The organism is Paenimyroides marinum (assembly GCF_900108395.1).
GTDB classification, from domain to species: domain Bacteria; phylum Bacteroidota; class Bacteroidia; order Flavobacteriales; family Flavobacteriaceae; genus Flavobacterium; species Flavobacterium marinum.
The window spans coordinates 52,264-77,875 of sequence record NZ_FNXE01000009.1 but is presented as its reverse complement, the minus strand read 5'-3'; the positions used below and the strand labels follow the sequence as shown (position 1 = coordinate 77,875).

The window sequence follows — 25,612 nt, the reverse complement described above, 5'->3', positions numbered from 1 at the left end:
TCCTGTATCCTTGCTGCCTTCTTACTTGAAACGGACGGCAAAACTACAACCTTTTCTTTTTACAATCCAAATTTATTTTTATTAATTTTTCTTGTGTTAACTAATCTTTAAATGAACGTTATTTCTGTATTGCGAGTGCAAAGATAACCTCCTTTTCCGGTTAATTCCTAATCTTTTTTATCCTTTTTTCTATTCTTTTTTTACTTCGCTATAAACTAAAGAATTACAGAGTGGAGCTTAACTTCCTATGATGAAACTTTTCTTAAAACTGCATCTTTAAATAACCTCGGCAACCACAAAAGTACTCCCTCCTATATATATCATATCGTTTTTGGTTGCTCTTTCTCTTGCATTTTCCAAAGCTTGAGTGATCGAGTTAAAAACGGTTGCTTTAAATCCTGCTTCTTGTAACTTCTCTTTTAAAATATCGGCATCTAAACCACGGGACACGTTAGGTTTTGCTATAAAATACTCAGCTTTTTTAGGTAAAAAAGGCAAGATGGAATCTATATCCTTATCGTTGACAACACCAAAAACCATAAATAAGCTATCAAATTTTTGCTGTTGTACCTGTTGCATCACTAATTCTAATCCGTTTTTATTATGGGCAGTATCAGCAACAATCAATGGTTTATCAGACAAAATCGTCCAACGTCCTTTTAAACCGGTATTTTTTCCTACGTTTAAAAAGCCGTTGATAATACCATCATTAGAAATTGAAAAATGTTTCTTTAATAACTGTAACGCCTGATATGCCGTTTTTTTATTGTGAATCTGATAATTTCCTTTTAAATCGGAATCTAACACAGTACTATCTGCTATTGTAGAAGCAAAATAAATGGGTGCCTCTTTCATTTGAGCTTGTTCTGTAAAGACCTTTTTGGTCTCGGTGGTAAATTCACCAATTACAGCAGGCGTTTTCTCTTTAATGATTCCTGCCTTTTCGAAAGCGATTTCTTCCAGCGTGTTTCCTAACAAATTCATGTGATCCCAGCCAATATTGGTAATAACGCTTAAAAGCGGATTGATGATATTTGTAGAATCTAATCGCCCGCCTAAACCCACTTCAATTATGGCTACATCGACTTTTTGTTCCGCAAAGTACTGAAAAGCCATGCCCACGGTCATTTCAAAAAAGCTTAAATGATTTTCTTCAAGAAAAGTTCTGTTCTTTTTTATAAAATCGACCACAAAATCTTTTGAAATTTCTTCACCATTTATGCGGATACGTTCGCGAAAATCGACCAGATGTGGCGAAGTGTACAAACCCACCTTATAACCTGCCGTTTGTAAAACCGATGCAATTAAAGACGATGTGGAGCCTTTACCGTTAGTACCGCCAATGTGAACCGATTGAAATTTATCTTCGGGATGATTTAAATGTTCAGCTAATTTTAACGTATTTGTTAAATCTTTTTTAAAAGCAACCGTGCCCACATGCTGAAAAAGGGGCAGTTGAGAGTACATCCATTCAACCGTTTTTTGATACAAATCCATTAATACCAAATTTTGTTTTATATTAATTTAATATGTGATATTTTTTTCATTATTTAGCACAAATAATTGTTTGAACTATTAATCTACAAAAATCATTTTTTTAAGCGTTAAATAAAACTTTATGATGACATTTTTTTTGCAAGCTGCACCTGACAGTTTAACACAAGCAACACAAGCCATTGTAGAAAACGTTACCACAACAAAGGAACTTTCTCTTTTTGAGTTTGCAATGAAGGGTGGAGTGTTTTTGATACCTATTGTTATTTTGTTCATTTACACCATTTATCTTGTTATAGAAAGATACCTTTTCATTAAAAAAGCCACGCAAAGAACAAGTGCCGGTTTAATGGATTCTATAAGCACCCAACTTAATTCGGGTAATTTAGATTTGGCAATTGCATCGGTTCAGCGCGAGGATACTGCAGAATCTAAAGTTTTACACGAAGGATTGTTGACTATTGGAAGACCTATTGCGGAAATTGAATCGAATATGGAAAAGGTAACCAATATTGAAATTGCCCACATGGAAAAGAAAATGAACCATTTGGGAACTATTGCCGGTATTGCACCAACATTAGGTTTCGTTGGGACTATTTCAGGGGTTATTAAAATTTTCTACAACATTTCAATTACAGAAAACATCAGTATCGCCAATATTTCAGGTGGTTTATATGAGAAAATGATCAGTAGTGGTGCCGGATTAATTGTGGGGATCATTGCTTATGCCGCTTATCACTTGTTAAATGGAAAAATAGACGGTTTTGCATTACAGGCTCAAAAAATCATTTTAAAATTTATTAACATAATACAACGACCAAATGGCAATAAAGAGAAATAGACGGTTTCATGCTGAAGTTGCAACTTCATCGTTAAGCGACATCATGTTTTTTCTATTGCTTTTCTTTATTATCATATCCACCCTGGCAAATCCGAATGTTATTAAAATGACATTGCCTAAAGCAGAATCAACAGAAAAAACAAATAAGCAATTAATTACTTTATCAGTAAACGAAAATAAAGAATTCTTTATTGATAAAGAACCTGTAAACCCTGAAGATTTAGAAGCACATTTGCTGGCTAAATTAGGCGAAGACAAATCGCAAACCGTAGTGGTTCGGATTCCTTACAATTTACAGGTGCAAGATTTAGTAAACGTTTTACAAATTGGGGTAAAAAATAATCTGAAGTTCGTAATTGCTACGAATAAAAATTAAAAAAAATCCGATCAGTTGATCGGATTTTTTTTATACCTTAGAGTAAAAATTTTTGTTATGAAAAAGATTCAACTCCTATTTTTCCTTGTTTTAATTGCATGTACGGTTTCTTGTAAATCAGGTAAAAATCAGACCGTGGATAACAACCCGGTAAAAAAATTTGATGAGAAAACATTTGATCCTTATTTTAAAGGATTAGGTACAGAACCTTTCTGGAATATTGAGGTTGGTACTGACTTTATTGTGTATAAAGATATAGATAACAATCTGGAAGTATTTCCTGTAAATAACATCGAGAAAGCTCAAGATGCCAATATACAATTGATCACTGCTGAAAATAACAACCATGAAATCAGACTGACGTTAACGCAACAAGAATGTTCAGACGGAATGTCTGACAATACTTTTTCGTTTAAAACAAAGGTGGAAATTTCAGGAAAAGACCATCCGTTAACCCTTAACGGTTGCGGAAATTATATCGTTCCAAAAAAATTACAGGGAAAATGGGAACTTTCACATTTTAACGGAAATGAAATCCCTGAAAACAAATACCTTAAAACACCGTATTTAGAATTTGAAGACGAAGAACAGCGTGTAACAGGAAATGCAAGTTGCAACGGTATTAATGGTGGAATTTTTATTCAAAACGATGTAATACGTTTTTCTAAACTTGCGGTAACGCGAATGATGTGCGTTCACGAAAATATGGAACAGGAATTCTTAGCCGAGCTGCCAAAAATCACTAATTATAAAATCATTAATAATGAGCTACAGCTTTTTTCAGGTGATGTATTGAAAATGAAAATGAAGAAAAAACACTAATTTCTTTCTATAGAATTATTAAATAAAACTTTAAAAAAAACGGAATCTAAAAAAATAGATTCCGTTTTTTTATTTGGTTTTAAACTGGTCTTTGTGATCTTTATGTTTCCAGCGTTTATGTGTCCAGAAATAATATTCGGGCACCGCTTTAATTTGTTCTTCTACTTTATCTAAAAACACACGGGTTGGTCGGTATTTTGGCTCATTTTTAATATCATTGGTAATTTCAGAAAAAGTAACTTTGTAATGTCCGCGTTTTACTTTATCAATCTGCAGGTACAAAATGTTCATGTCTAATTTTCTTGCCAACGCTTCGGCTCCCATGTGCACCGGCACTTCAATTCCCATAAAGGATTCCCAATGCAGATTAGGACGCAACAAAGGTGTTTGATCGCTTAAAAACAAATACACGCCATACAATCCCTTGTTTTGATTCTCTCGAATTACGCCTGTTGTTTCTTGTGTAGAAATTAATTCGGCATTAAAACGCGAACGGATGTCTCTGAACAATTTATCAAAATACTTGTTTTTTAATTTTTTATACACTCCGAATCCTTTAAAGTCAAGAAATTTCCCCAGACCTATCACCCACTCCCAATTACCGTAATGCGGCAACATTAAAATAATGCTTTTTTCTTTTTGTTCATAGTTTTTCAACAGCTCCACGTTTTTAAAGACAAAGCGTTGATCTAATTCTTTTTGAGAGATCGTAATGGTTTTGACCATCTCAAGGAATAAATCGCACAGATGATGATAAAACTTCTTTTCGATCGACTTTCTTTCAGAAGCGGATAAATTTGGAAAGGTAAGTTCTAAATTATTCCGAACCGTTTTTACACGGTATCTAACGACTTTATAAACCAGAAAATAAACGGCATCTGACAGTAAATACAGCAACCTGAACGGCAGTATCGAAATACACCACAACACCGAATAAATAACTATAAATAAAAGATATTTCATTAAGAAATTTTTTGCAAAGATAAGCCTATCCCTTCATTAACAATAATTCTTTTAAGATGTTTTTAACAGACATTTCTACCATAAAAAATTAAAAATATTTTTTATTGCGACATACAGTTGTCAAACCTGCCTCATAATTTTGAATAAAAATAACAAGTAAATCAATTATTATGAAAGCAAACATTTTAACAAACGAAGAGCTATTAAAACATTGGCAAGGTCACAGAGCATTAACCAGAAGAGTTATTGAAGCATTTCCTGAAAAAGAACTTTTTGAATACAGCATTGGTGGCATGCGTACTTTTGCCGATTTGGTTAAAGAGCTTCTTTCTATTGCAGTTCCAGGGTTAGAAGGTATTGTTACAAACTCTACCGAAGGTTACAATCACAATTTGGCTCTTACAACTAAAACCGATTTATTGAAAGCCTGGGACGAAGCTACACCAAAAATCAATGACCTGTTTTTACAAATTTCAGAAGAACGCTTTAAAGAAGATTTCAACCTGTTTGGTGAATATAAATTCCCGATTATTCAAAACATTTTGTATTTTATTGACAATGAAATTCATCATCGCGGACAAGGATACGTTTATTTAAGAAGTCTTACTATTGAACCGCCTTTTTTCTGGGAACGTTAACATAAAAAGAGAGCATTAGCTCTCTTTTTACATTCTATTTAATGCTTTTTGCAATAAATCCCCCATGATTTGTTTTAATTTTAACGGCTCAACCACAGTAGCTTCATCACTGAACATTAAAAGCCAACGGGCAAAATATTCTAATTTCAAAGATGTTTCAAAGGTCATTTCAACCTGACTGTCAATTTCCTTATCTGAAACAAAACCATACGAATTCTTGTCCCAATTAAAATAATGTGCCATTTTCCTGGGAACAACTATTTTAATAGTATTTTTTGGAATTTCAACAGTTTTTTTCCGGTTTAAAAAATACTCTAACGGTTGGTGTTCATTTTTAAACAACGTAATTGTTTTAGTTAGCTGCTTTACCCTATCAATTCTAAACTGACGGTAATCATTCCTTAAATAACAAAATGCCATAAAGTACCAATAATCGTTTTCGTAAAAAATGCCAATGGGTTCTAACAATCGTCTCTCGGCCTGGTCTGACGCAGGTTTTTGGTAAAAAATTTCGAGTTGAACCTTTTCAACAATGCATGACAGCAAAACAGATAAAACCTCAGAATTTTCAGACGACGACGAATCAAATATCAGATATTGATCTTCGATCAATGCAACATTTTCTTTTTCACTGGTTCTTAAAATAGCCTTCATTTTATGCAAGGCTGATGAAAAATCAAAGCTCAATTTTTTATCGGCAAACTTGCCGACCAGTTTTTCTGCAATGGCAAAACTCATTGCTTCTTCTTTAGTAAAAATTGTCGGCGGGATTCGGTATCCATCAACCAAAGCAAACCCTTTTCCGGGTTCGTTATAAACTGGAACTCCAGCATTTTCTAGTGCCTTCATGTCACGGTAAATGGTTCGTACGCTTACTTCATATCTGTTGGCGAATTGTTGTGCGGTAATCCAATTTCGCGATTGCAACTGCACATAGATATTCAGAATGCGGTTGAACTTTTTGGTATCTAACGAACTCATAAATTACAACAAAGTCAATTGATTATTCGGCAGTGCATTTTCTAATTGCAACAACACTTTTTTTCGCCACTTTCCGCCGGCATAGCCCACCAAAGAACCATCGCTGCCAATAATCCTGTGGCACGGTATCACAATTGCGTGTTTATTGCTGCCGTTTGCTGTTGCTACCGCACGTATCGCTTTTACATCGCCGAGTTTTATTGCCTGTTGCTTATAAGTAGCCGTTTTTCCGTACGGAATTTCCTGTAAGGCACGATATACTTTTTGTTGAAACTCGGTTCCGGTTAGAACTATTGGGACAGTAAATTCTGTTAATCCTTGATTAAAATACAATTCCAATTCCTTTTTCAACTGTTTCAAATACCGATGATTTTCTTCTAAAACATATTTTGCTTTGAAAACATTGCCCAAGGTTTGTAATTCCTTTTCAAGATGTATCCTGTCAAAAAACTCTGCAAAACAAATACCTTCATCAGTGGTACCCATCCACATAGTGCCCAATGGCGTTTCGGTGCTTGCAATATAAATTACCTCTTTTAAATGTGGTTGTGCATTCCAGGTTGAAATTATTGTTTTCACAGAGCTTCTTCGATTTATTTAATCCCTAAAAATAAGAAAACCTTCTCAAATGAGAAGGTTTTCGTTTATGTTATTTTGCACCTAATTACTCAGCAGCAACTACTTCATAAGGTAATTCAACAATTACATCGCGGTGTAAACGTACGTTTGCAGCATATTTACCTAAACGTTTGATGGTACCTGAAGTAATGTATTTTTTATCGATAGATTGTCCGTTAGACTCTAAAGCAGCGGCAATATCAGCATTAGTAACTGAACCAAATAATTTTTCACCACCAGCTTTAACAGCAATCTTGATTTCTAAAGCTTTCAATGCTTCAGCAGTTGCGTTAGCATCAGCAATTAATTTAGCTTCTTTATGAGCCCTTTGTCTCAAGTTTTCAGCTAAAACTTTTTTTGCTGAAGGTGTAGCCAATACAGCCATACCTTGAGGAATTAAATAGTTACGACCGTATCCTGGTTTTACCGTTACGATATCGTCTTTAAAACCTAATTTGTTAACGTCTTGTTTTAAGATAATTTCCATGTTGTTGTCCTTTTTTTTAATTTAGAAGTTAGGTTCTGCCAAGCAGAAACCAACAACTTTTTATTTTTATTATTTTAATAAATCTGCTACGTAAGGCATTAAAGCTAAGTGACGTGCACGTTTTACAGCAACAGATACTTTTCTTTGGTATTTTAAAGAAGTTCCGGTTAAACGACGAGGTAAGATTTTACCTTGCTCGTTAACGAATTTCAATAAGAAATCAGCATCTTTATAATCGATGTATTTGATTCCTGATTTTTTGAAACGACAATATTTTTTAGTTTTGTTAGTTTCAATGTTTAAAGGCGTTAAATATCTGATATCTCCGTCTTTTTTACCTTTTGCAGATTGCTCAATATTTGACATGATAATTACGCTTTTTTAGTTTTTAATTTTTCTCTTCTTCTTTCAGCCCAAGCAACAGCATGTTTGTCTAAAGTCACAGTTAAGAAACGCATAACACGTTCGTCACGGCGGAATTCAGTTTCTAAACCAATGATCGCATCACCCGGTACAGTGTACTCAAATAAATGGTAAAAACCACTTTTTTTGTTTTGAATTTCGTAAGCTAATTTTTTTAAGCCCCAATCTTCTTTTGATATCATTTTAGCCCCTTTTGAAGCAAGAAAATCTTCGAATTTCTGTACTGTTTCCTTTACCTGAGTTTCAGATAAAACGGGATTCAAAATGAAAACAGTTTCATAATGATTCATAATAAAAATATTTATTTGTTATAAAATTGGGTGCAAATATAGGATAGTTTTTTGTAAATAACAAATGGTTTCAGGATTTTTTTGAAAGATGTGAGACGTTAAGTGTAGGAAGTTAGATGTGGAATGCTGGGTGCCAGGTGTGGGATGTGCACACTGATTGAAGTAATAAGGATAGTTTATAAATATCTTCTCCAAAACTCATAGCCTTTTGCCATATTTGCAGCTTTTCAAATTTAAACCCCATATATAACTATATTAAAAAGTTAATAAAAATAAACACCCACCATCAAACATCTCAATAAAAATCAACACTTATGGTTGTTTTTACCGATTTAAATTTGGCTATTGTTTCTAAACTGTTGATACTTTTTTGAATGGCTTTTTTTAAAGCATTGGCAGATTTATTAATTGGCAGCTTAATCAAAATAACCTGTATATACTGATTACGGATTCTGTTTATTGATGGTTCCTGTGGACCTAAAACCAAAATTCCCTGTACGCTTTGTTTCATATTTGACGCCAACCATTGCGATGCTTCTTTTACTTTTTCATAATCGGGATGTTTTAGCTGCAAGCGGATTAACCGGTAAAATGGCGGATATTTAAAGTTTAAACGTTCATACATTTGTTCTTTAAACATTCCTTTGTAATCGTTTTGGGTAACCTGTTGTATCGTATTATGGTACGGATTATAGGTTTGAATAATCACTTTTCCCTGCTTGTTTTTTCTACCGGCACGCCCTGCCATCTGAACCATTAACTGGTATGCCCGTTCATAAGCTCGGAAATCGGGAAAGTTCAACATATTGTCTGCATTCAAAATTCCGACTAAAGAAACATTGTCAAAATCGAGCCCTTTTGCAAGCATTTGTGTTCCTACCATTGCATCGATTTCTCTGTTTTTAAAACCATCAATCAATCGTTCAAAAGCAAATTTACCCCGGGTAGTATCCTGATCCATCCGGGCAATGTTTTTGTTGGGAAAAATATTTTTCAAAGCTTCTTCTACCTGTTCTGTTCCCAAACCTTTTGTCGTTAAATCGTGACTGTGGCAAGAATGACATTTAGAAGGCATTGCCATGGTGTAGCCACAATAATGGCACTTTAAATAATTTTGACGCTTATAGTACGTTAACCCCACATCGCACATGGTACAATAAGGAACATGACCACAACTTAAACATTCTAAAACAGGAGAAAAACCACGCCGGTTTTGAAAAAGAAGTACTTGTTCGCCATTATAAAAAGCTTCGGTAATGGCCTCAATCAATTTCATACTAAAAATACCGTTTACTTCTTTTTTTCTACGGGCTTCTTTTAAATCTACCAAAACTATTTGGGGCAACTGCACATTTTTAAATCGTTGTAAAAGCTCTGTATATCCGAATTTTTGCTGATAAGCGTTGTAATAACTTTCTAAACTTGGCGTTGCCGATCCTAATAAAACTTTGGCATGGAACATTTTTGCCAGAACAATAGCCGCATCTCTTGTATGAAATCGCGGTGCCGGATCAACCTGCTTGTAAGTGGTTTCGTGTTCTTCATCAACAATGATTAATCCTAAATTTTTAAAAGGAAGAAAAATAGATGAACGAGATCCGATTACAATCTGAGCTTTTTCGGTCGCATTTAAAACATGGTGATATACCTCTACCCGCTCATTTTCTGAATATTTTGAATTAAAAACCGCTACTTTATTGCCAAAATAAGCCGTTAACCGTTGGACCAATTGTGTGGTTAAGCCAATTTCGGGTACCAAAAACAATACCTGCGAGTTATTTTGAAGAGCATTTTTTATCAGTTCAATATATATTTCGGTTTTGCCCGATCCTGTCACGGCGTTCAGCAAAACAACATCGTGCTGCTGAAACTGATTTTGAATGGATTGAATGGTTTTATTTTGCAGTTCTGTAAACTGAATATCGTTTAAAAAAGCATCGCTAAACTGCACCCGATCTTCTGCTAAAGAATATGTTTCAAAAATCTGTTTTTTTTCTAAATTGGTATAAATAGCCTTTGAAACTCCGGCTTTTTCTAATAATTCTTTTAATTCGATTGTTGATTTTTGCGTACTTAATTGAAAATATTTTAAAACCAAAGCACGTTGTTTCTCCGTTTTTAATTCATGATCTAACAGGTTGATTAATTCGTTTTCTTCTTTATAGGTATCGTGTAAAGTAACATACTTAACGAGCTTGGGTTTGTATTTCTCGTGAATATGCTGATTTAAAAAAATAATTTCTTTTTTCAGCAATTCGTCAATTACATTAAAAACCTGTTTTTTGTTTAGAATTTTCTGAACCTCATCAAAGCGCAGAATAGGTTGCTGTTCAAAAGCTTGATACAGCAAAAATTCATCATCGGTCAAAGAACTTAAATCAACAACCAGTGTGCTGTTAAAACTCAAGATGGTTTCACTTTCCAATAAAAACGCCGAAGGTAAAGCCGCTTTGTAAACATCACCTAAGGCACACATATAATATTGAGCAATCCATTGCCAAAAATCGAGTTGTTTTGTGGTTACAATGGGTTGTTCATCAATAATTGTAAGAATATCTTTTGGAGTATAGACGGACGGTTTTTGATTGTGTTTTGACAAAACAATTGCCGTATAAACCTTTTTTTTTCCAAACGGAACCGCTACCCGCATTCCGGGCTGTAAAAAAATAAATTCCGCCTGATTTACACTGTATGTAAAAGTAGTTGCTATTGATAAAGGAACAACAACATCTATAAAATATTCCATAGAACAAAGATAAAATAAAAGCCCTGAAAATTTTCAGAGCTTTTTATTTAATTGTTATTCCACATTTCTTCTAAATCTAAAACTTCAAATTCTCTTTCAGGTTGTTTTTCATTTTTACAATTATGAATGATTAAAGGATATTTATTCAAATCTTTTATAGAAATAGTTAAAAATAAATAGTCAATATTATTCATTTGAAATCGAAATAAGAATTTATCGTCAATCTTTTTCTTCAATAATGTACCATTGTTATAACCATCAGTCAGTAAATGTTCCATAATGTTTTTATTAAAAGAAATTTTAGTTATTTCATAAGTTTCTGTTTCACCTAAACTTATCGTTACTTTATTTTCTTGAAACATAACACTTTTGTGATAAATAAAATCGCACGGTACATAATTGTAAAACTGACCTTTTAACTGTTCTACAGAAACATACGATTGATCATTAAAATCATTAAAAAGCTTACCATAATCTTTACTACTTGGCTTTTCTATATAGGTAAATTGTTTATTACATGAATAAAACAACACACCAAGAAATAGCAATAATATAACTTTTTTATTATACATTTTTGTTAATTTATAAACCTCACAAGTTTGCAAACCTGTGAGGTTTTAGCCGACTTTTAATATTATAAGGTACATTAATGATAAAGATAAAATAAAAGCCCTGAAAATTCAGAGCTTTTAAATATTCTTGTTTAATGCAATCATTTTTAGTGCAGCAACGGCGGCTTCGGTTCCTTTGTTTCCGTGAACACCTCCGCTTCTGTCAATTGATTGTTGTTCATTGTTATCGGTTAATACACAAAAAATAGTTGGTATATCGTATTTAATATTTAAATCTTTAATACCCTGTGTTACACCTTCGCAAACAAAATCAAAATGTTTGGTTTCGCCTTGAATAACGCAGCCTATTGCTATAACTGCATCGAATTGTTTGGTTTCGTGCATTTTTTTAGATCCGAAAATCAATTCGAAACTACCCGGAACATTCCATCTTACAATGTTTTCGGGCAAAGCTCCACAATCAATCAATACATCATAAGCACCTTGAAATAATCCATTGGTTATTTTATCGTTCCATTCTGAAACCACTAAGCCAATTTTCAAGTTTCTGGCATCAATTAAATCGGCTTTGTTGTATTCTGATAAATTTTTATTTGCAGTAGCCATAATTATTGAGCCATTCCTAAATACACATCGATATTAGCAGCTTCAACAGAACCTTTGTAATTATCTTTTACGTTGGTAAACAACTTCAAAGCTTCTTCTTTCTTGCCTAATTCTATCGCCATTAATCCTGCTTTGTATGCGTAACGCGGTGTAGAAAAATCGTTAGGTGTGTGTTCTGATGCCTTTTTGTAAAATTCAAAAGCCTCTTGTGGTTGGTTTAATTCGGCAAACGCATCGCCTATTGCACCCAACGACATTGCTTTTAAAAACAAATCTTTAGAATTAAATTGTTCTAAATGCTCAATTGCCTCTTTAAACTTGCCCATATTAAGGTACGATGTTCCGGCATAATAATGTGCTAAATTAGCCGCATCGGTTCCGCTGTACTCATTTATGATACCTAAAAAGCCCATTTTACCTTCGCCACCATTTAACGCTAAGTTGTATAATGAATCGGTTGCTTGTCCGTTAACTGCTTGTTCATAATATTGTTGTGCCTGGAACATATCGTTAGCCGCTTCGTCTTGCTTTGGTTCCATAATAAAATTGTCATAAACAAAATAACCAACAGTTGCAATGGCTAAAGCACCAATTGCGTAAAATACCTTCGATTGGTTTAATGTAAACCAAGTACCGATTTTATTAGCTGTTGAGTCTAAAGAATTAAACACTTCTGCCGTATCGCTTTTGTCGTTTAATACCGCCTGGTGTGCATTTTCTTCTTTTTCAACCTTTGGTTTTTCCGGTTTATACCCTCTTTTATTATATGTTGCCATAATGATGTAAGAATTTTAATCACGGCAAAAATAGGATTTTTATCTAAATTTAAAAGTCTATTTGTTAGATATTTTTCGGAAATTTGCTTTTTAATCAAATAAATAAATCTGCTTTTGTGAATTTAGAGCAAATACATATCCTTAATTTTAAGAACATTTCTGAAAAAACGCTTTTTTTTACCAAGAAAATAAACTGTTTTGTGGGAAAAAACGGTCAGGGAAAAACCAATCTGCTCGATGCTATTTATTATCTGGCATTCGGCAAAAGTTATTTCAATCCCATTGCATTGCAAAACATTAAGCACAATGAAGATTTTTTTGTGGTAGAAGGATCTTTTAACAAAAATAGTAAACGGGAACAAATTGTTTGCAGTCTGAAAAAAGGTCAGAAAAAAGTTTTGAAACGAAACGGAAAAATCTATGATAAATTTGCTGAGCACGTGGGTTTGATTCCATTAGTGATGATTTCGCCAAGCGATCAGGATTTGATTTCAGAAGGAAGCGAAACCCGCAGGAAATTTATTGATCTGGTTATTTCACAACAAGACAATCTTTATTTACAACAGATTATACACTATCAGAAAATTATTTCGCAACGCAACGCTTTGTTAAAATATTTTGCCCTGAACCGCGTTTTTGAAACCGATACCTTGACCATTTACAATGAACAGCTGCATACATTGGGAACCGAAATTTATCAAAAACGCAACGAGTTTATCAAAGAATTTCATCCTATTTTCACCAAATACCATCAGCAGATTACAGGAAATAGTGAAACGGTTGAAATAAAATACGAGAGCCAGCTGCACAACAAACCCTTATTGGAACTTTTTGATGAATTTTTACAGAAAGACCGTGTATTGCAATATACATCAGTTGGCATTCACAAAGACGATTTATTGTTTGAAATTAACGAACATTCCATAAAAAAATACGGATCACAAGGTCAGCAAAAATCATTGTTGATTGCCCTAAAACTGGCTCAGTTTGATTTCATAAAAAAACAAAGCGGCGTATTACCTATTTTATTGTTCGATGACATTTTTGACAAATTAGATGCCGATCGGGTACAACAAATCATTCAAATGGTAAACAACAGTACTTTTGGGCAATTGTTCATAACCGACACGCACGAAGACCGAACCGAATTGATTGTAAAATCGACTAATTTAGATTACGAAATTTTTAAAATATCTAACTAAACACAAATCCATTTTTTGTTTATTTGTACAAAAATTCAGCTATGCAATTTAACCAGTCTTTAAAAAATTACAACACGTTTGGAATTGATGTTTCTGCAACACAATTTATCGAAATTTCAACAGTTCATCAGTTAAAAGATGTTATTAAAGAAAACAATCAAAAATTGCCTCTTTTTATTTTAAGCGGCGGCAGCAATATGCTGTTAACAAAAAACGTTGATGCTTTGGTTTTGCATATAAATACTAAGGGAATTCACGTGGTTGATGAGAATGAGGATTTTGTGTGGATGGAAGCACAAGCTGGTGAAACATGGCATGATTTTGTTCTTTATACGATTACTCAAAATTTAGGCGGATTAGAAAATTTATCGTTGATTCCCGGGAAAGTAGGCTCCTCTCCTATTCAAAACATTGGTGCCTACGGCGTGGAAATTAAAGACACCATGCATAGCTTAACAGCTTTGAATTTAGAGACTTTAGAAGTAGAAACATTTCACAATGCCGATTGTAAATTTGGTTATCGTGAAAGTGTTTTTAAGCATCAGTTAAAAGATAAATACATCATTACAGCGGTTACTTTTAAACTGAAAAAAGCACCTCATCTGTTACATACATCTTACGGAGCTATTCAACAAGAGTTGGAAACCATGCACGTGGAACAGCCAACAATTAAAGATGTGAGCAATGCAGTGATTGCTATTCGTCAGTCAAAATTACCTGATCCGAAAGAAATTGGCAACAGCGGCAGTTTTTTTAAAAATCCGGTGATTGATAAAACTTTGTACCAATCGTTATTAGAAAAAAATCCGGATATTCCTCATTATCCCGTAAATGAATCTGAAGTCAAGATTCCGGCAGGCTGGTTAATTGAACACGCTGGTTTGAAAGGATTTAGAAAAGGCGATGCCGGCGTACATACCAAACAGGCCTTGGTCTTAGTAAATTACGGCAATGCCAGTGGGAAAGAATTAATTGATATGGCTTATTTTGTACAACAAACTGTTTTTGAAAAATTTGAAATTTCTATTTTGCCTGAGGTTAATATTATTTAAGGTTATAAATCTTGTTTTCTAAAAATTTCTTACGTGTTCTGATTTTTCTCTTTGATGCTCCCAACCTTTTTTCTGAATTTTACTATGCAGGTCCATAATATGGATGCGTCCGTAAACCAAAACGATTTTCTTTGCTGTTGATTTTTCTATTTCATCTAATACATGAGCATCTCTTAGTCCGTTTAAAAGATAATATTCTTTATTTTCATCGATTTTTGCACATTTATATTTCTTACCCAAACCTGTTTTATAATCACAATCGGTCAGTACAATTTCGCCGTAATGTTCTTCGTATATTTCTATCATTTGTTCCAGATATAAATCTGCGTGGTGGTCAGTATCAACATTCACACCATAATCTACATCTGTTTGCGAAACAAATTTCTTTTGTTGTAAAGATTTAAAAGCTTCATTTTCATCATCCATATAATCCATTAAAGCAAAACCGGTAACTTGACGAAATTTCCTCATCAAAACATCTAATTGTAACGAATCGGTAACATCAGAATTGATTCCTTCATAAAAAACAACAAAGCCATCATTTCGCAAACTGTCTATTTTACGCTTAGTCATCTCATAAAATTCAGGCTTGTTTACGTGAAGCATAGGAATAGTTGCTAATTCTCTACCTTCTTTCTCATAATAACCTAGAACAAAGGATTTATTAGCTTGATTAATGCCAAATTTTGTTAACATTCCTTGAGCTTTCATATTACTTGAAATTAAAAAAAGTAATAGTAAAATTATTTGTTTCATTTTTTGTTTGCAAAGTTAGTTGTTTCTGTCATCATTTAAAGTATTTTTGCAGTAATTTAAAACACACTATGGCACTAACATTACTTTATATTTTAGCCGGTTTATTTATTATTCTGCTTGTTTATTATTTAGGCATTTTTGCCGGATCTGTATTTGGCAAACCACATGAAACCAATGCCAAACGCATTCCTGTTTCGGTGATTGTTTATGCTAAAAACAACTGTAATGAACTGCGTAATTTACTACCCGTTTTATTAAATCAAAATTACCACCAGTTTGAACTGGTTTTGGTAAACAATGCTTCTACCGACGACACATTACAGTTGATTAAAGAATATGCGCTAATGTATCCAAACATCAGAATTGTTGATGTGGTAAACAACGAAACTTTTTGGGGCAATAAAAAATACGCCGTTACTTTGGGTGTAAAAGCAAGTAAATACGAATATATTGTTTGTATTGATGCCGATAAAAAAATACATTCTAACAATTGGCTGGTTCAGTTAACATCGTATTTCACATTAAATAAAACCATTATTTTAGGCTCTTTTTTTTATACCAAAAAGAAAGGATTCTTTAATAAATTATTCCGATTTTTCCATACCATGCAACAGATGCAATCACTGGCTTGGACAAAAATCAGTAAACCTTACAGCTCGAACTTACAACAGATTGCGTTTAAAAAAGAAGAATTCTACAAAGTAAACGGATTCATCAGCCACATGCAGAAACCTTTGTTCATGAACGAATATTTTATAAACGATGCGTCAACATCAAAAAATACGACCATTTGTGAGCACAACGAAGCAATGATTGAAGTTGAATCGTTAAACCGTAAAGATTTTAAGGATTTTAAAAAACAACAATTACAGCTTTTATCTAACTTAAAAGGAGCCGCAGCAATTAAAATAAAGCTGTTCAACCTTTTTCAGTTTCTATTCTTTGTGGCAGCAATTGCATCGTTTGCAACCATAGAATATTGGTATGTTACTTTAGCGATTGTTGTGCTACGTTATATTATTTCGTGGATTATTTTTGCCAAAGCAGCGAAAAAATTCCAATACAAGGATCTTGTTTTTTATTTTCCTTTGTTCGATTTGTTTTATATCTTTATGCAAATTCAGTTATTTTTAACCAATCTGTTCAAAAAATCAAAATCGTAAAGTGGCACAAAAATCAGCAAAAGAAATCGCAACGCTTATACAGAATGCCAAGCAAGGAAATCAAGCGGCTTTTACGGCTTTATTGGATATTTACTGGGCTGAAGTATATCATTTTATTTTAAAAAGAACGGAAAACGAAACCGACACCGAAGACATTACGATTGAAACTTTTGCTAAAGCCTTTGACAAACTAAATTCGTACAACGAAAAATTCGCATTCAATACCTGGCTTATCACCATTGCCAAAAATGTTCATATTGATTTAATACGGAAAAGAAAAGCCTCGGGATTTGTGAATTTAGACGATGACGACGAATATTTATTCCAAACCATTGCAGACGACGATTCGATAGAAGACCAACTGATTTACGAACAAAATCTGGTTACCTTAAAAAGATGTATTAAACAACTAAAACCCCATTACCAGCAAATTATACAATTGCGCTATTTTCAGGAACGGAGTTACAATGAAATTGCCGAAATCATCAACGAACCACTAAACAACGTTAAAATTAAACTGTTGCGTGCCAAAAAATTACTAACAGAATTGATTAAGAACGAAAATCAACAGGAATTCTAATTTTCTCAAAAAAGAATTTCAATTTTTAAAACGACATTATTTGACCTATTTGTTGCTTATTTTTGAACTATCAAAACAAGTTGAAAAATGAGAAAAGTACTTTTAGATTTAGCAGTAACCTTAGACGGATTTATCGAAGGTTCTAACGGCGAAATTGACTGGTGTATTATAGACGATGATATGGATTTTAACGATTTCCTTTCAAACATAGATACCATCTTTTACGGCAGGGTAAGCTATGATTCGTGGGGAAATTTCCAACCAGATACAGATGCTGATGAAGCAGAAACTGAATTTTGGAAAAATATACATTCAAAAGAAAAATATGTTTTTTCAGGTCAGAACAGAAACGATGAAAAAGCAACTTTTATTACTTCTAAGATTACTGATAAAGTTAATGAAATTAAAACCCAGCCCGGAAAAGACATCTGGCTTTATGGCGGTGCCAAACTTATCCACACATTTATAGAGTTGAACCTTATTGATGTTTACAGAATATCGGTTCATCCCGTAGCTTTGGGAACAGGAAAACCTTTGTTTGAAAACCTTACCAAACGCCTAAATTTAAAACTAACCGAAACCAATACTTTTAAATCGGGAGTTGTCCAACTTATCTACGAACCTGTAAAAGACTAAAAATGTTTGAACTATTCAAAACTCATTTAGATAAATTCATAACCATTAGTGATTCCGAATTTGCTGAAATTCTTTCTTTTTTTGAGATTAGAACGATACGTAAAAAAGAAAACCTGCTGGAAGAAGGACAAATCTGTAAAGAACATTATTTTGTCTTGAAAGGTGTTTTACGCAAATTCTTCATCAACGAAAAAGGAACAGAGCAAACTACCGAATTTGCGATCGAAAACTGGTGGCTTACAGACAATCTGGCTTATGAACATCAGCTAAAAACCGGCTTTTATATTCAGGCTGTTGAAACATCTGAAATATTGGTCATCACCCAAAAAAATCAGGAACAATTGTTAGCTCAATTCCCTGTGTTAGAACGATACTTCAGGTTTATTTACCAACGTGCCTACGCAGCTTCACAAATGCGTATAAAATACATCTTTTCCTATTCTAAAGACGAATTCTATTTTCAGTTGGTTAAAAAATACCCTGAATTTGTACAGCGAGTTCCACAATATCTCATTGCTTCATTTTTGGGCTTCACTCCAGAGTATCTGAGTGAAATCAGAAAGAAACATTTTTCTTAAACCAGTTTAAGTTTTTACAGCGAACTGTTTATCAACTTTGTATCATTAATTTAAAAAACAAGAAATCATGTCAAAACGCATCAACATTAGTACAGCACCACAAGCGTACAAAGCTATGCTTGAGTTAGAAACTTATCTGGCAAGTACAGCTCTTTCTAAAACACTGAAAGAATTAATTAAAATTCGGGCTTCGCAAATTAATTCTTGTGCCTATTGTATTGATATGCATACCAAAGATGCCTTAAAAAATGGCGAAACCAATCAGCGTATATTTTTACTGAGTGCATGGAAAGAGGCAAAATATCTTTTTACGGAAGAAGAGCAAACCGTATTAACAATGACAGAGGAAATTACACTTATTCACAAAAATGGATTGAGCGATGAAACCTATCAAAAAGCAACTGAATTTTTCACAGAAGAGCAAATTGCCCAAATTATTATGGCAATTGTAACCATCAATGCCTGGAACAGAATTGCAGTGAGCACGCATTTGCAGGTTGGAGAATTTTAAAAAAGTTTGTCTGAAAATAGTAATTGTCATCCCGAACTTGATTCGGGATCTCATCCATATTTCACAAATAATATGAGAAGCTGAAACAAGTTCAGCTTGACAAGGCTTACTTCAGACAATCTCTTTTATTTCAATAAAATTTGTATCAACTCTTCTAAATCAACATTTTGCTGATCTCCCGAATTCAGATTTTTCAAGGCAAATATATTCTGTTGCATTTCCGTTTCGCCAACAATTACTGCATAGTTGATTCCCTTTTTCTCGGCAAACTGAAACTGTTTTGCCATTTTAGCTTTATCGGGATACAATTCGGCATTAATACCAGCCTCACGCAACTCACGAATAACTTTTAAACAGTATTTAGCTTCGTTATCGCCAAAGTTCAAAAACAACACATCGGTAACATTTGAAACGGTTTCTGGAAAAACATTCAGTTCTTCAATAACCAGATAAATTCTGTCTAAACCAAAAGAAATACCAACACCACTCATATTTTTCAAACCGAAAATTCCTGTCAAATCATCGTAACGACCACCTCCACCAATCGAACCTAATTTTACGGTTTCGGGTGTAGCAACTTCAAAAATCGCACCGGTGTAATAATTCAATCCGCGCGCTAAAGTAACATCCAAATTCAGTTTTGCTGATTTCAAGCCTAATTCCTCAACGGTTTCGCAGATAAACGTCAATTCTTCGACTCCTTTTGTTCCTTCTTCCGAAGTTGCCAATAAATCACGTAATTGTTGCAATTTATCCGACAATGAGCCTGAAAAATTAAACAACGGCTGTACTTTAACCAAGGCTTCTTCCGAAATTCCTTTAGCCAGCATTTCTGCTTTAACGCCGTCTTCGCCAATTTTATCTAATTTGTCCAAAGCAACGGTAAAATCAATCAGTTTGTCACTTGCCCCGATTACTTCGGCAATTCCCGACAATACTTTTCTGTTGTTGATTTTTATGGTAACGCCTTCTACTTTTAAATCGGTAAAAACAGCATCGTATAACTGCACCAATTCCACTTCCTGCCACAACGATTTTGACCCGACCACATCGGCATCGCATTGGTAAAACTCGCGAAAACGACCTTTTTGCGGACGGTCTGCACGCCAAACAGGTTGTATCTGAAAACGTTTAAACGGAAATTCTAATTCGTTTTGATGTTGCACCACGTATCGGGCAAACGGAACGGTTAAATCGTAACGCAACGCTTTTTCGGATATTTGAGCCGTTAATTTCAAACTGTTTTTTTCCTTTAAAAGCGTTTCGTCAGCTTTTACTAAATAATCCCCGGAATTTAAAATTTTAAAAATCAAACGGTCGCCTTCTTCGCCGTATTTTCCCATCAAGGTTTCAGAATTTTCAAACGACGGTGTCTCAATCGGTTGAAAACCATACAGTTCAAAATGTTTTTTAATGGTGGAAATGATATATTGACGCTTTGCTACTTCAAGCGGGGAAAAATCGCGGGTTCCTTTTGGAATGCTTGGTTTTTGTGCCATTTTAATTTTTGTTTTTTATATCAAGTATCCTGCAAGGTTTTTGAAACCTTGTAGGCTTTCTTTTGAATTGATACCTACAAGGTCATATAGACCTTGCAGGACTTTTAGTTTATGCAAATATAGTAGTTATAGTCTGAATGTTGTAAAGTTTTAAAGTCATAAATCTGAAAAGCTGTTACCTGATTACTGAACGCTCTATCTTCATCATCCGTTCATTTCCTTGTAAATCTTTCCTTAATTCAACCATATTAAAATATTCTGAAACCATTTCATTCATTTCATTTCCTAAATATTGGTTGATTTCAAAAAACAACATTCCGTTTTCTGTTAAGCTTTTTTGACCCAATTGCGTAATTTTTCGATAAAAAATCAGCGGGTCATTGTCTTCTACAAAAAGTGCCAAATGCGGTTCGTAATGCAACACATTGTTTTTTATTTCGGCTTTTTCCAGATTTCTAACATAAGGCGGATTGGAAATGATGATATCATAGGAATCCAAATACTCGGTTGTTAAAATGTCTTGTTCAATAAAAGTAATTGGTACATTTAAGTTTTCCGCATTTTTCTTAGCAACAGCCAAAGCTTCCACGGAAACATCGATAGCAAAAACTTCTGCCAAAGGAAATTCCTTTTTTATGGTTATGGGAATACAACCCGAACCGGTGCCAATATCCAAAACCCTCCATTTTTTTTGTGGTTCATTTTTCATTTCAGACAAAACCCATTCGACTAATTCTTCGGTTTCCCGACGCGGAATCAACGTTGCGGGACTGACTTTAAATTTGTAACCGTAAAAATTCGCTTGTTGTGTGATATATTGTATGGGTTCATTATCTTGTAAACGATTGAAAACTTCGTCTATTTGTTGCTGATTTTCAATAGAAATTGATTCATTTCCATTCAAAACACAATCGGTTTTATTGAAATTCAACACAAATTCCATTGAAAGATAAAACAAACTCAAACGTTCTGTTTCATCATAAAAAGCAGGAAGTTGGTTTAGAAATCGTTTTTTATAGCCGTTTACCGTCATCTTTTCTTAATTTTGTAAAAAATCTTTTTTATGTCTGTTTACAAACAATATATGCAGCGTGCCTTGCAACTGGCGAAAATTGGTTTGGCAAATGCCTTGCCCAATCCGTCGGTAGGTGCTGTAATTGTTTACAAAGATACAATAATTGGCGAAGGTTATACCTCGGCTTTTGGAGGTTCGCACGCAGAAGTTAACGCCATAAATTCGGTTAAAAATCAAGCATTGTTAAATGAAAGTACTTTGTACGTTACCTTAGAACCTTGCAGTCATTTTGGAAAAACACCTCCTTGTGCCAACTTAATTGTTGAAAAAAAAATCCCGAAAGTAGTCATTGGCTGTGTGGATCCGTTTGCAAAAGTTGCCGGAAAAGGCATTCAAATTTTGAAAGATAACGGCATTGAAGTCATCACAGGTGTTTTGGAAAAAGAATGCCAACAATCACATAAACGTTTTTTTACATTTCATTTAAAAAAACGACCGTATATTATTTTAAAATGGGCACAATCTGCCGATGGTTTTATCGCTCCGATAGAAAAAGACAAGCATGAGCCGGTTTGGTTATCCAATGCCTATTCCCGGCAATTAACCCACAAATGGCGTAGTGAAGAAATGGCTATTTTGGTTGGAAAACAAACAGTTTTGGACGATAATCCAAGTTTGACTACCCGAAGTTGGGAAGGAAAAAATCCGGTGCGTTTGTTCATCGATGCAAATAATGGAATCGACAATTCGTTTCAGATTTTAAACGAGGAAGCACCAACGTATCGGTTTACCAAAATCAAAAAATCGGAAAAAGATGTTGTGATTCCTTTTAAAAATATGGTTCAGGAAATCTGCGATTTTTGTTTTGAACAAAACCTGCAATCCGTTATTATTGAAGGTGGAAGACAGACTTTGCAATCGTTTATTGATGCCGGAATCTGGGACGAAGCCCGTGTTTTTAAAACTTCTGTAATCTTGAATAAAGGAATTTTTGCTCCGAAACTAATGGATTTTCAAAAAACAACATCGGTTTTAATTGAAGAAGACTGTGTGTGGGTTTATAAAAAAAATCAAAGTTTCCATTAAAGAGAAAATCAAGTCAAATAAACAAATACCCTTTTTGCGAATATCCCTATATTTGTAAAAATTTCATTAAAAATGGCAGATCAAATCAATCCGTATAAAGATTCTGAATTAGGTAAAAAACAGCAAGTTGAACAAATGTTTGACACTATTTCGGGAAATTACGACAATTTAAATCGAATGATTTCTTTGGGAACTGACCAAGGTTGGCGACGAAATGTTTTAAAAATGGTGACAGACACCCAGCCTGAATCTATTTTGGATATTGCAACAGGTACGGGTGATTTAGCTATTTTACTATCAAAATCAAACGCCAAACGCATTGTGGGCTTAGATTTATCGGCAGGTATGCTTGAGGTAGGCAAAGAAAAAGTAAAAGCTTTGGGATTACAGGATAAAATAGAAATGATTCAGGGCGATTCTGAAAATTTACCTTTTCAGGACAATACTTTTGATGCAATTACCGTTGCTTTTGGTGTACGCAATTTTGAAACATTGGAAAAAGGTTTAGCAGAAATTTTAAGAGTGTTGAAACCTAATGGAATTTTTGTTATCTTAGAAACCTCGGTTCCAACAAAGTTTCCGTACAAACAAGGTTATAATTTTTATATGAAAACCCTTATGCCTTTAATGGGTAAGCTGTTTTCAAAAGATCAGAAAGCGTATGAATATCTTTCTGAATCTGCTAAGAATTTCCCTTACGGAGAAACCTTAAACGGCATTTTAAGAACTGTTGGGTTTAAAAATGTTAAACACAATCCGCAAACAATGGGCGTGGCAACCATTTATTCGGCATCAAAATAAAATATGAAAAAACTGTTTATTGCTTTTTGTTTACTTTTAACTGCAAATACGTTTGCACAGGGAATGTTTGGTAAAAATCCATATAAAAACCAGCAGGACTGGGATCAGCAACGTGTACATTATGGTTATTTTTTAGGATTCAGCTCTTATAATTTTAAGTTTGATTATTCTAAAAGTTTTTATGAAAAAAACGGAAGCAATGAAATTCTGGTGGAACCTACTTTTGGATTTAATGTGGGGTTGGTTGGAAATTTACGCTTAATGGAATATTTAGATTTACGTTTTGAACCGGGATTATATTACACTAAAAGAAATTTGATTTACCCGCATATCGAAAACCCGGATCAACGCATACGCAATGTATCTTCTACATATATCCATTTTCCACTATTATTAAAATTCTCCGCATTACGTGCCGGAAATATCCGTCCGTATATTTTAGCCGGATTATCTCAATCATTGAATTTAAGCAGTAACGAAACATCTAAAGAAGATAATTACCAGGGGCGTTTTAGAATGAAAAAATGGACTTCAAACTATGAATTAGGCTTAGGAATTGACTTTTATTTTGAACATTTTAAATTTACGCCATCTATTCGTGGAGTATTTGGTTTACAAGATGAGCTGATCCGTGATAAGAACCCTAACAGCCCGTGGACAGGCGATATAGAATCTATGAAAACACGAGGATTGTTTATTAACTTTACATTTCATTAATAGTTAGAAATATTCCGGATTTTATACATCATTACAAAAATAATTGTGTGAGTGTATGTATTAACAAGCCAACCAAACCACCCACCAATGTACCGTTAATTCGGATAAATTGTAAGTCTTTTCCAACTTCTAATTCTAATTTATCACTTAACTCATTGCCATCCCATTTTTGAACGGTATTGGTAATGATCGTTCCTACCTCGTTACTGTTTTTCAGCACCATTTTATAGACATACTGCCGAACATATTTGTCGATATTCTGCTGCATTTCTTCATCTTCTTTAAATCTTTGAACCATTAAATCTATATTTTGTCTGATGTATTGGTTAATCATTCCTTCGGCATCCTGAAGTTTTAACACCAGGTCTTCTTTTAAACGCAACCAGATATCTTTTGTATAACCGTACAATTTTTCCTTGGTAATAAATTCGTTCTTAATTTGATCAAATTTATCGTGCCAACCATCTTTTTCATTTAAATCTTCAACAATCTGATATAATTTCACGGTAAGAGCATTGCGGATATCATGCTCCGGATTTCGTTCTATTTCTTGTAAAAACGTGGTAATACCCGAAATTAATTGATTAGTAACCGATTTTCCGCCGATCAATCCCAAAACAGGTTGCTTTTCAACAACTTTTTTATAAATCAATTCTCTGTTATTTTCAACATATTGCTGTGCCTGTGGCAAAATGATATTTAAAAGTCGGTCGTGTTCATTTTGCTCTAAAAGATAAAGAAGCGATGTTGCGGCTAATTTTTCAAGTCTGATTTCTGCAGTAAGTTCAAACCCCTTTTTAGCCAAAAATTCGGCAATTGACTCGTCATTTAAATTATCAACAATCTGTTCAATTATTTTACTGCATTCTGCATGAATAAGTTCAATATTCTTTTTTTTAGATAGCCAACCTGTTAAGTATTCACTTACCGATAGTTTATCAATATACGGACGAATTGTATCGGTTGTTAAAAAATTATTGCTGACAAAACTGCCTAAATTTTCACCCAAGGCATCTTTATTATTTGTGATTAAATTAGTATGTGGAATTTTAATACCCAAAGGATATTTAAACAAAGCAGTGACTGCAAACCAATCTGCTAAAGCACCAACCATTCCGGCTTCTGAAAAGGCACGTATATACTCCATCCACTTTTGCGAATGGTGTTTTAAAAGATACATCATTACACAATATATCACCGCCATTAAAATAAACAATCCGGTTGCTAATAATTTATGTTTTTTAAGCCGTTCTTTTTTTAACTGTTCGTCCATAACTATTTTTGTTTGTATGAATTTACAATTTTACTCAAAAATTTTATCAAAAATGTTGTTATTATTTGCTTTCAAAAAATTTTGTAGATTTACTGTGTAAGATTACAACA

At 33.8% G+C, this 25,612-nt stretch carries 29 protein-coding genes; 14 read left to right on the top strand and 15 right to left on the bottom strand.

Features of this window, described 5'->3' with window-relative positions; genetic code table 11:
• Nucleotides 1-276: 276 nt before the first annotated feature.
• A complete protein-coding gene (locus BLW20_RS04885; protein ID WP_091096960.1) occupies nt 277-1,497 on the bottom strand; it encodes a bifunctional folylpolyglutamate synthase/dihydrofolate synthase in 1,221 nt (406 codons plus the stop codon).
• Nucleotides 1,498-1,621: 124 nt separating this feature from the next.
• Here BLW20_RS04885 and BLW20_RS04880 point away from each other — a divergent pair, with 124 nt between their 5' ends.
• The 3 genes from BLW20_RS04880 to BLW20_RS04870 are packed head-to-tail and all read left to right on the top strand — an operon-like array spanning nt 1,622 to nt 3,533.
• Complete coding sequence (locus BLW20_RS04880; protein WP_091096958.1) at nt 1,622-2,335, top strand: MotA/TolQ/ExbB proton channel family protein; 714 nt, start codon at nt 1,622-1,624, stop codon at nt 2,333-2,335.
• Complete coding sequence (locus tag BLW20_RS04875) at nt 2,316-2,711, top strand: ExbD/TolR family protein (RefSeq protein WP_091096956.1); 396 nt, start codon at nt 2,316-2,318, stop codon at nt 2,709-2,711. The genes BLW20_RS04880 and BLW20_RS04875 overlap by 20 nt, the downstream gene beginning before the upstream one ends.
• 57 nt (nt 2,712-2,768) lie before the next feature.
• Nucleotides 2,769-3,533, top strand: a complete 765-nt coding sequence (locus BLW20_RS04870) for an META domain-containing protein (protein ID WP_091096953.1) — start codon at nt 2,769-2,771, stop codon at nt 3,531-3,533.
• A 69-nt stretch (nt 3,534-3,602) separates the two neighbouring features.
• Here the strand turns inward: BLW20_RS04870 and BLW20_RS04865 are convergent, their stop codons facing one another.
• The gene (locus BLW20_RS04865; protein WP_091096951.1) at nt 3,603-4,496 is read right to left on the bottom strand and encodes a lysophospholipid acyltransferase family protein; all 894 of its coding nucleotides are present in this window, start codon (nt 4,494-4,496) and stop codon (nt 3,603-3,605) included.
• A 170-nt stretch (nt 4,497-4,666) separates the two neighbouring features.
• Here BLW20_RS04865 and BLW20_RS04860 point away from each other — a divergent pair, with 170 nt between their 5' ends.
• Nucleotides 4,667-5,134: a DinB family protein gene (locus BLW20_RS04860; protein WP_091096949.1), complete on the top strand. Its 468-nt coding sequence runs from the start codon at nt 4,667-4,669 to the stop codon at nt 5,132-5,134.
• Between the two features lie 27 nt (nt 5,135-5,161).
• Here BLW20_RS04860 and BLW20_RS04855 read toward each other — a convergent pair whose 3' ends face one another.
• The 9 genes from BLW20_RS04855 to BLW20_RS04815 form a co-directional block, all read right to left on the bottom strand.
• Nucleotides 5,162-6,115 carry a helix-turn-helix transcriptional regulator gene (locus BLW20_RS04855; RefSeq protein WP_091096947.1) on the bottom strand — a complete coding sequence of 318 codons (954 nt, stop codon included), beginning with the start codon at nt 6,113-6,115 and terminating at the stop codon, nt 5,162-5,164.
• Nucleotides 6,116-6,118: 3 nt separating this feature from the next.
• Nucleotides 6,119-6,694 carry a methylated-DNA--[protein]-cysteine S-methyltransferase gene (locus BLW20_RS04850; RefSeq protein ID WP_317039271.1) on the bottom strand — a complete coding sequence of 192 codons (576 nt, stop codon included), beginning with the start codon at nt 6,692-6,694 and terminating at the stop codon, nt 6,119-6,121.
• Nucleotides 6,695-6,779: 85 nt separating this feature from the next.
• Complete coding sequence (rplI, locus tag BLW20_RS04845) at nt 6,780-7,220, bottom strand: 50S ribosomal protein L9 (RefSeq protein WP_091096945.1); 441 nt, start codon at nt 7,218-7,220, stop codon at nt 6,780-6,782.
• Nucleotides 7,221-7,289: 69 nt separating this feature from the next.
• Nucleotides 7,290-7,586: a 30S ribosomal protein S18 gene (gene rpsR / locus BLW20_RS04840; RefSeq protein WP_091096943.1), complete on the bottom strand. Its 297-nt coding sequence runs from the start codon at nt 7,584-7,586 to the stop codon at nt 7,290-7,292.
• Between the two features lie 5 nt (nt 7,587-7,591).
• A complete protein-coding gene (rpsF, locus tag BLW20_RS04835; protein ID WP_091096941.1) occupies nt 7,592-7,933 on the bottom strand; it encodes a 30S ribosomal protein S6 in 342 nt (113 codons plus the stop codon).
• A 295-nt stretch (nt 7,934-8,228) separates the two neighbouring features.
• Complete coding sequence (priA, locus tag BLW20_RS04830) at nt 8,229-10,679, bottom strand: replication restart helicase PriA (protein WP_091096939.1); 2,451 nt, start codon at nt 10,677-10,679, stop codon at nt 8,229-8,231.
• Between the two features lie 47 nt (nt 10,680-10,726).
• Nucleotides 10,727-11,251: a hypothetical protein gene (locus BLW20_RS04825; RefSeq protein ID WP_091096937.1), complete on the bottom strand. Its 525-nt coding sequence runs from the start codon at nt 11,249-11,251 to the stop codon at nt 10,727-10,729.
• Between the two features lie 117 nt (nt 11,252-11,368).
• A complete protein-coding gene (gene ribH / locus BLW20_RS04820; RefSeq protein WP_091096935.1) occupies nt 11,369-11,857 on the bottom strand; it encodes a 6,7-dimethyl-8-ribityllumazine synthase in 489 nt (162 codons plus the stop codon).
• A gap of 2 nt (nt 11,858-11,859) precedes the next feature.
• Entirely contained in the window at nt 11,860-12,633 is a 774-nt protein-coding gene (locus BLW20_RS04815; RefSeq protein ID WP_091096933.1) for a tetratricopeptide repeat protein, read from the bottom strand.
• A 116-nt stretch (nt 12,634-12,749) separates the two neighbouring features.
• Here BLW20_RS04815 and recF point away from each other — a divergent pair, with 116 nt between their 5' ends.
• Both recF and murB read left to right on the top strand, forming a co-directional pair.
• Nucleotides 12,750-13,835 carry a DNA replication/repair protein RecF gene (recF, locus tag BLW20_RS04810; protein ID WP_091096966.1) on the top strand — a complete coding sequence of 362 codons (1,086 nt, stop codon included), beginning with the start codon at nt 12,750-12,752 and terminating at the stop codon, nt 13,833-13,835.
• A 41-nt stretch (nt 13,836-13,876) separates the two neighbouring features.
• Nucleotides 13,877-14,887, top strand: coding sequence for a UDP-N-acetylmuramate dehydrogenase (murB, locus tag BLW20_RS04805; RefSeq protein WP_091096931.1), 1,011 nt, complete (start codon nt 13,877-13,879; stop codon nt 14,885-14,887).
• Nucleotides 14,888-14,905: 18 nt separating this feature from the next.
• Here murB and BLW20_RS04800 read toward each other — a convergent pair whose 3' ends face one another.
• Nucleotides 14,906-15,643 (bottom strand): hypothetical protein, encoded by a 738-nt coding sequence (locus tag BLW20_RS04800; RefSeq protein WP_091096929.1) that lies wholly within the window; start codon nt 15,641-15,643, stop codon nt 14,906-14,908.
• Nucleotides 15,644-15,711: 68 nt separating this feature from the next.
• Here BLW20_RS04800 and BLW20_RS04795 point away from each other — a divergent pair, with 68 nt between their 5' ends.
• From BLW20_RS04795 to BLW20_RS04775, 5 genes are all read left to right on the top strand, one after another.
• Complete coding sequence (locus BLW20_RS04795; protein WP_091096927.1) at nt 15,712-16,806, top strand: glycosyltransferase family 2 protein; 1,095 nt, start codon at nt 15,712-15,714, stop codon at nt 16,804-16,806.
• A gap of 1 nt (nt 16,807) precedes the next feature.
• Nucleotides 16,808-17,386: an RNA polymerase sigma factor gene (locus tag BLW20_RS04790; protein WP_091096925.1), complete on the top strand. Its 579-nt coding sequence runs from the start codon at nt 16,808-16,810 to the stop codon at nt 17,384-17,386.
• Nucleotides 17,387-17,473: 87 nt separating this feature from the next.
• Nucleotides 17,474-18,022 (top strand): dihydrofolate reductase family protein, encoded by a 549-nt coding sequence (locus BLW20_RS04785; RefSeq protein ID WP_091096923.1) that lies wholly within the window; start codon nt 17,474-17,476, stop codon nt 18,020-18,022.
• Nucleotides 18,023-18,024: 2 nt separating this feature from the next.
• The gene (locus BLW20_RS04780; RefSeq protein WP_091096921.1) at nt 18,025-18,600 is read left to right on the top strand and encodes a Crp/Fnr family transcriptional regulator; all 576 of its coding nucleotides are present in this window, start codon (nt 18,025-18,027) and stop codon (nt 18,598-18,600) included.
• Nucleotides 18,601-18,667: 67 nt separating this feature from the next.
• On the top strand, nt 18,668-19,111 hold the full coding sequence (locus BLW20_RS04775; protein WP_091096919.1) for a carboxymuconolactone decarboxylase family protein: 444 nt from the start codon (nt 18,668-18,670) through the stop codon (nt 19,109-19,111).
• A gap of 125 nt (nt 19,112-19,236) precedes the next feature.
• Here the strand turns inward: BLW20_RS04775 and hisS are convergent, their stop codons facing one another.
• Together hisS and prmC are read right to left on the bottom strand one after the other, a co-directional pair.
• Nucleotides 19,237-20,610, bottom strand: a complete 1,374-nt coding sequence (hisS, locus tag BLW20_RS04770; RefSeq protein ID WP_091096917.1) for a histidine--tRNA ligase — start codon at nt 20,608-20,610, stop codon at nt 19,237-19,239.
• Between the two features lie 175 nt (nt 20,611-20,785).
• A complete protein-coding gene (prmC, locus tag BLW20_RS04765; RefSeq protein WP_091096915.1) occupies nt 20,786-21,643 on the bottom strand; it encodes a peptide chain release factor N(5)-glutamine methyltransferase in 858 nt (285 codons plus the stop codon).
• A 30-nt stretch (nt 21,644-21,673) separates the two neighbouring features.
• On the opposite strand from prmC, the gene ribD reads away from it, so the two are divergent.
• From ribD to porT, 3 genes are all read left to right on the top strand, one after another.
• The gene (gene ribD / locus BLW20_RS04760) at nt 21,674-22,711 is read left to right on the top strand and encodes a bifunctional diaminohydroxyphosphoribosylaminopyrimidine deaminase/5-amino-6-(5-phosphoribosylamino)uracil reductase RibD (RefSeq protein WP_091096913.1); all 1,038 of its coding nucleotides are present in this window, start codon (nt 21,674-21,676) and stop codon (nt 22,709-22,711) included.
• Nucleotides 22,712-22,783: 72 nt separating this feature from the next.
• A complete protein-coding gene (ubiE, locus tag BLW20_RS04755) occupies nt 22,784-23,512 on the top strand; it encodes a bifunctional demethylmenaquinone methyltransferase/2-methoxy-6-polyprenyl-1,4-benzoquinol methylase UbiE (RefSeq protein ID WP_091096911.1) in 729 nt (242 codons plus the stop codon).
• A gap of 3 nt (nt 23,513-23,515) precedes the next feature.
• On the top strand, nt 23,516-24,229 hold the full coding sequence (gene porT, locus BLW20_RS04750; RefSeq protein ID WP_091096909.1) for a type IX secretion/gliding motility protein PorT/SprT: 714 nt from the start codon (nt 23,516-23,518) through the stop codon (nt 24,227-24,229).
• Between the two features lie 31 nt (nt 24,230-24,260).
• On the opposite strand, the gene BLW20_RS04745 is transcribed toward porT, so the two are convergent.
• Nucleotides 24,261-25,502, bottom strand: coding sequence for a DUF445 domain-containing protein (locus tag BLW20_RS04745; protein WP_091096907.1), 1,242 nt, complete (start codon nt 25,500-25,502; stop codon nt 24,261-24,263).
• Nucleotides 25,503-25,612: the final 110 nt, after the last annotated feature.

Coding starts and splice junctions, on each gene's coding strand:
- BLW20_RS04815 (WP_091096933.1), bottom strand. CDS start 12,633: ATGGCAACATATAATAAAAGAGGGTATAAACCGGAAAAACCAAAGGTT.
- BLW20_RS04825 (WP_091096937.1), bottom strand. CDS start 11,251: ATGTATAATAAAAAAGTTATATTATTGCTATTTCTTGGTGTGTTGTTT.
- BLW20_RS04855 (WP_091096947.1), bottom strand. CDS start 6,115: ATGAGTTCGTTAGATACCAAAAAGTTCAACCGCATTCTGAATATCTAT.
- rpsR (WP_091096943.1), bottom strand. CDS start 7,586: ATGTCAAATATTGAGCAATCTGCAAAAGGTAAAAAAGACGGAGATATC.
- ribD (WP_091096913.1), top strand. CDS start 21,674: ATGTCTGTTTACAAACAATATATGCAGCGTGCCTTGCAACTGGCGAAA.
- BLW20_RS04775 (WP_091096919.1), top strand. CDS start 18,668: ATGTCAAAACGCATCAACATTAGTACAGCACCACAAGCGTACAAAGCT.
- porT (WP_091096909.1), top strand. CDS start 23,516: ATGAAAAAACTGTTTATTGCTTTTTGTTTACTTTTAACTGCAAATACG.
- rplI (WP_091096945.1), bottom strand. CDS start 7,220: ATGGAAATTATCTTAAAACAAGACGTTAACAAATTAGGTTTTAAAGAC.
- BLW20_RS04860 (WP_091096949.1), top strand. CDS start 4,667: ATGAAAGCAAACATTTTAACAAACGAAGAGCTATTAAAACATTGGCAA.
- BLW20_RS04865 (WP_091096951.1), bottom strand. CDS start 4,496: ATGAAATATCTTTTATTTATAGTTATTTATTCGGTGTTGTGGTGTATT.
- prmC (WP_091096915.1), bottom strand. CDS start 21,643: ATGACGGTAAACGGCTATAAAAAACGATTTCTAAACCAACTTCCTGCT.
- hisS (WP_091096917.1), bottom strand. CDS start 20,610: ATGGCACAAAAACCAAGCATTCCAAAAGGAACCCGCGATTTTTCCCCG.
- BLW20_RS04795 (WP_091096927.1), top strand. CDS start 15,712: ATGGCACTAACATTACTTTATATTTTAGCCGGTTTATTTATTATTCTG.
- BLW20_RS04885 (WP_091096960.1), bottom strand. CDS start 1,497: ATGGATTTGTATCAAAAAACGGTTGAATGGATGTACTCTCAACTGCCC.
- priA (WP_091096939.1), bottom strand. CDS start 10,679: ATGGAATATTTTATAGATGTTGTTGTTCCTTTATCAATAGCAACTACT.
- BLW20_RS04875 (WP_091096956.1), top strand. CDS start 2,316: ATGGCAATAAAGAGAAATAGACGGTTTCATGCTGAAGTTGCAACTTCA.
- ubiE (WP_091096911.1), top strand. CDS start 22,784: ATGGCAGATCAAATCAATCCGTATAAAGATTCTGAATTAGGTAAAAAA.
- BLW20_RS04745 (WP_091096907.1), bottom strand. CDS start 25,502: ATGGACGAACAGTTAAAAAAAGAACGGCTTAAAAAACATAAATTATTA.
- BLW20_RS04880 (WP_091096958.1), top strand. CDS start 1,622: ATGACATTTTTTTTGCAAGCTGCACCTGACAGTTTAACACAAGCAACA.
- murB (WP_091096931.1), top strand. CDS start 13,877: ATGCAATTTAACCAGTCTTTAAAAAATTACAACACGTTTGGAATTGAT.
- BLW20_RS04800 (WP_091096929.1), bottom strand. CDS start 15,643: ATGAAACAAATAATTTTACTATTACTTTTTTTAATTTCAAGTAATATG.
- BLW20_RS04870 (WP_091096953.1), top strand. CDS start 2,769: ATGAAAAAGATTCAACTCCTATTTTTCCTTGTTTTAATTGCATGTACG.
- BLW20_RS04785 (WP_091096923.1), top strand. CDS start 17,474: ATGAGAAAAGTACTTTTAGATTTAGCAGTAACCTTAGACGGATTTATC.
- ribH (WP_091096935.1), bottom strand. CDS start 11,857: ATGGCTACTGCAAATAAAAATTTATCAGAATACAACAAAGCCGATTTA.
- rpsF (WP_091096941.1), bottom strand. CDS start 7,933: ATGAATCATTATGAAACTGTTTTCATTTTGAATCCCGTTTTATCTGAA.
- BLW20_RS04780 (WP_091096921.1), top strand. CDS start 18,025: ATGTTTGAACTATTCAAAACTCATTTAGATAAATTCATAACCATTAGT.